We start from the raw sequence: 4,339 nt of genomic DNA on the forward strand, positions 1-4,339 counted from the left end.
AACGTATGCGTTACCTCACGAAGCGGTAGCTTGACGGGTCGAGCCGCCAAGCGCTTGATGTTATGCTGCAATCACATTCACCTCGGAGCAGGACGCCATGAGCAGCTACAGCCAACTTTTTGCCCAGCACCTCGATACCTTGCAGCAGCGCACCCGCGACATTCTGCAGCAACAGGGGCTTAGCGGACTGGCCATCCACTCCGGCCAGACCCACCGCATCTTCCTCGACGATCAGGATTACCCGTTCAAGGTAAACCCGCATTTCAAGGCCTGGTTGCCTGTGCTGGACAATCCCCACTGCTGGCTGCTGGTGGACGGGGTGAACAAACCAATCCTGCTGTTCTATCGTCCGGTCGATTTCTGGCACAAGGTGGCGGATCTGCCCAATGCCTTCTGGGTCGAGTTCTTCGATATCCGTTTCCTGACCCGACCGGAGCAGGTGGCCGACCATCTGCCTGCCAACAAGCAGGAGTGGGCTTATCTGGGCGGCCATCTGGAAGTGGCCTCACTGCTGGGGCTGACCCAGCCCAATCCGGAGGCAGTGCTCAACTACCTGCACTATCACCGCGCCTACAAGACCCCCTACGAGCTGGAGTGTCTGCGTGAGGCGAACCGGATCGGCGTGCGCGGCCATATCGCCGCCAAGGACTCCTTCATGGCGGGGGCGAGCGAGTTCGAGATCAATCTGGCCTACATGAAGGCGGTCGGGCAGGGGGCCAACGAGGCGCCCTACGGCAATATCGTCGCCATCAACCGCAATGCGGCCATCCTTCACTACACCCACTTGTCTGCCTTGCGGGTGCCGGATGCGGAGCGCTACTCCTTCCTGATCGATGCCGGTGTCGATTTTCACGGTTATGCCTCCGACATCACCCGTACCTGGGCGTGGCGGCGTGGCGAGTTTGCCGATCTGATTACTGCCCTCGACGAGCAGCAGCAGGAGATCATCAAGGAGATCAAACCGGGTCGCCGTTACAGCGAGCTGCACCTGCAGATGCATCACAAGCTGGCGCGCCTGCTGCAGACCACCGAACTGGTGGACATGTCGGTGGACGAGATGATCAACACCGGGGTGACCAACGTCTTCTTCCCTCACGGCCTCGGCCACTTCCTCGGTTTGCAGGTACACGACGCCGGTGGTTTCATGCAGGATGAGCGCGGCACTCACCTGGCGGCGCCCGAGTTGTTCCCCTATCTGCGCTGCACCCGGGTGATGGAGGTGGATCAGGTGTTCACCATCGAGCCGGGGCTCTACTTCATCGACAGTTTGCTGGAGCCGCTGCGTCAGGGCGAACAGGGCAAACGGGTCAACTGGAACAAGGTTGAGGCACTGCGGCCGTTTGGCGGCATCCGCATCGAAGACAACATAGTGCTGCACGCCAACGGGGTGGAGAACATGACCAGACAAGCAGGGCTCTGATGGCGGCAGCGTACTCCATTCCGGCCGCCCCGCTGGAACTGACCGAAGAGATAAAGAAGAGCCGCTTCATTACCCTGATTGTCCACACCCCGACCGTCGAGGCGGCCAAGGGGTGGGTCAACGAGATCAAGCGCCAACATCCGACCGCTCGCCATCACTGCTGGGCCTTTGTGGCGGGCGCGCCGCAAGATAGTCAGGTCTATGGCTTCAGCGACGATGGCGAACCGTCCGGTACGGCGGGCAAGCCGATCCTGGCCCAGTTGATGGGGTCGGGGCTCGGTGAAATCTGCGCCGTGGTGGTGCGCTACTACGGCGGCATCCAGCTTGGCACCGGTGGATTGGTCAAAGCCTATGGAGGCGGTGTCGGTGCCGCCCTCAAGCAGCTGACCACCTTGCTCAAGGTGCCGCGCACTCCCTCTCTCATTCACTGTGATTACGGTGACATGGGGACGGTCGAGTCGCTGATCAGCAGTCACAATGGCGAATTGCTGGCGGCTGATTACGGTCAGCAAGTCACCTTGCAGGTGGCGTGGGAGTCCTCGGTTTGGGCTCAGGTGGACCGTGAATTGACCGACCGGACTCATGGACGGGTATCCCTCAGCCCCTTAGATGGCTAGAATCCATCGCTCTTTAATTGGGGAAAGGGAGCTGTAATGCACATCCTGAGCATCATTCGCATTGTTGGCCTGCTGGTTGCGCTGTTCAGCTCGACCATGCTGTTGCCTGCACTGGTGGCCTTCGGCTACCGGGATGGGGGTGGTGCCGAGTTCATCAACTCCTTTTTTATTGCCCTGCTGCTTGGCGTGGTGCTCTGGTTCCCCAACCGTTATCACAAGAAAGAGATGCGCTCGAAAGAGGGCTTCCTTATCGTGGTGCTGTTTTGGACCGTGCTGGGCAGTGTGGGGGCGGTGCCCTTCATCATTAGCGACGTGCCGGACATGTCGGTCTCGGAGGCCTTCTTCGAATCTTTTTCCGGCCTGACCACCACAGGGGCGACAGTATTGACCGGGCTCGATAATCTGCCCAAGGCATTTCTGTTCTACCGCCAGCTGCTGCAGTGGCTCGGGGGGATGGGGATCATCGTACTGGCGGTCGCCGTGCTGCCGCTGCTGGGTATCGGGGGGATGCAGCTCTACCGTGCCGAGATCCCGGGGCCGGTGAAGGATACCAAGGTGACGCCGCGTATCGCCGAAACGGCCAAAGCGCTCTGGTTCATCTATCTGCTGCTGACCGCGCTCTGTGCGCTGGCCTACTGGCTGGCCGGGATGACGCTGTTCGATGCGGTGTGCCATTCGTTCTCGACCCTGTCGGTCGGTGGCTTCTCCACCCACGATGCCAGTATCGGTTTCTTCAACAGTCCGGTCATCAACCTGATTACCGTGGTGTTCCTGCTACTGGCCAGCGTGAACTTTGCGCTCCACTTTACCGTTTTCTCCCACCGTCCGGTTCGGCTCGGGCGCTACCTCTATGATGCGGAACTCAAGGTATTCCTGGCTATTCAGGTGACTCTGGTGATGATCTGTTTTATCGCCTTGCTGACCCACGGGCACTATGCCACCTGGCAAGAGGCGCTCAATCACGGGCTGTTCCAGGCGGTTTCGCTGGGCACCACCACCGGCTACAGCACCACTACCTATGCAGACTGGCCCTCATTCCTGCCCATGCTGCTGATGTTCTCCGCCTTTATCGGTTGTTGCGCGGGCAGTACCGGCGGCGGCATCAAGGTGATGCGTTTCATGATCCTGTTCATGCAGGGGATGCGTGAGCTGAAGCGGCTGGTCCACCCCAGAGCCATCTATACCTTGAAGCTGGGGAATCGGGCGGTGCCCGAGCGCATCGTCGAAGCGGTGTGGGGCTACTTCGCTACCTATATCATTCTCTTCTTTATATTCATGCTGCTGTTGCTGATGACGGGGCTGAACGAAGTGACCGCATTCACCGCCGTGGCGGCAGCCTTCACCAACGTGGGGCCGGGTCTGGGAGAGGTCTCTGCCAACTTCGGCAATATCTCGCCAGCGGCACAGTGGGTGCTGGTGGTGGCCATGTTGTTTGGTCGATTGGAAATTTTCACGCTTCTGGTACTGTTTACTCCTGCATTCTGGCGTAGTTGAGGTTGTTATGGACAAGATTCTGGTGCTTTATTCCTCTCGGGATGGTCAAACCCGCAAAATAGTCGATGTCATGCTGGAGCAGATGCCGGGATGCGACGTGGTGATGCACGACCTGCACACCTTGCCGATGTGCAACCTTAGCAAGTATGCCAAGGTCTTGATCGGTGCCTCCATTCGTTATGGCAACTTCCACCCCAGCTTGTTCAGCTTTATTCATGCCCATCAGGAGCAGCTGGAGGTGGCCAATGCGGCCTTCTTCTGTGTCAACCTGACTGCCCGCAAGCCAGAGAAGCAGACGCCGCAAACCAATGCCTATATGAAGAAGTTCCTGCGCCTCTCTCCGTGGAAGCCGAAAACCCTAGGCGTGTTTGCCGGTGCGCTGCAGTACTCCCGCTATAACTGGTGGCAGACTCGAATCATCCAGCTGATCATGAAGATCACCGGGGGCAGTACAGACACCAGTAAGGACATTGAATTTACCGATTGGGAAAAGGTGCGCAGCTTTGCACGCGAATTCTGGTCAAAAAGGTAGCAGCCTGATGTAAATTCAAGGTTTATTGCCTGAAACAGCCCCGCTGAAGCGGGGCTTTTGTTCAATTAAACAACGGTTGAACCGGAAAACTGCAAAAAGTGCCATTTTTTGCAGTTTTCCTCTTGTCATCCCGGCGCGGCTCCCTATAATGCGCCCCTACCAGCACGGCGGAACACGCCGAACTGATGAGCCAGCTTCCTGGTGCAGTGGGCGCCGAAAGAAAAGCGAAAACAATCGCTTGACTTTCGAAGTGAGAAGCGTAATATGCGCCTCCTC

Annotated in this window: 5 protein-coding genes; 4 read left to right on the forward strand and 1 reads right to left on the reverse strand. The window is 58.3% G+C overall.

Going from position 1 to position 4,339, the window contains the following annotated elements; genetic code table 11:
- Positions 1-97 precede the first annotated feature (97 nt).
- The 4 genes from pepQ to hemG are packed head-to-tail and all read left to right on the forward strand — an operon-like array spanning position 98 to position 4,063.
- Entirely contained in the window at positions 98-1,420 is a 1,323-nt protein-coding gene (gene pepQ / locus LD28_RS0121770) for a Xaa-Pro dipeptidase (RefSeq protein WP_033138958.1), read from the forward strand.
- Positions 1,420-2,037 carry a YigZ family protein gene (locus LD28_RS0121775; RefSeq protein ID WP_033138959.1) on the forward strand — a complete coding sequence of 206 codons (618 nt, stop codon included), beginning with the start codon at positions 1,420-1,422 and terminating at the stop codon, positions 2,035-2,037. The genes pepQ and LD28_RS0121775 overlap by 1 nt, the downstream gene beginning before the upstream one ends.
- A 36-nt stretch (positions 2,038-2,073) precedes the next feature.
- Entirely contained in the window at positions 2,074-3,531 is a 1,458-nt protein-coding gene (locus LD28_RS0121780; RefSeq protein WP_033138960.1) for a TrkH family potassium uptake protein, read from the forward strand.
- Positions 3,532-3,538: 7 nt separating this feature from the next.
- Positions 3,539-4,063, forward strand: a complete 525-nt coding sequence (gene hemG / locus LD28_RS0121785) for a menaquinone-dependent protoporphyrinogen IX dehydrogenase (protein ID WP_033138961.1) — start codon at positions 3,539-3,541, stop codon at positions 4,061-4,063.
- Positions 4,064-4,124: 61 nt separating this feature from the next.
- Here the strand turns inward: hemG and LD28_RS23745 are convergent.
- Positions 4,125-4,339, reverse strand: a 215-nt coding sequence (locus LD28_RS23745) for a hypothetical protein (protein ID WP_206538781.1), incomplete at its 5' end; no start/stop codon positions are given.

The organism is Aeromonas finlandensis, from assembly GCF_000764645.1.
Taxonomy (GTDB): Bacteria; Pseudomonadota; Gammaproteobacteria; order Enterobacterales; family Aeromonadaceae; genus Aeromonas; species Aeromonas finlandensis.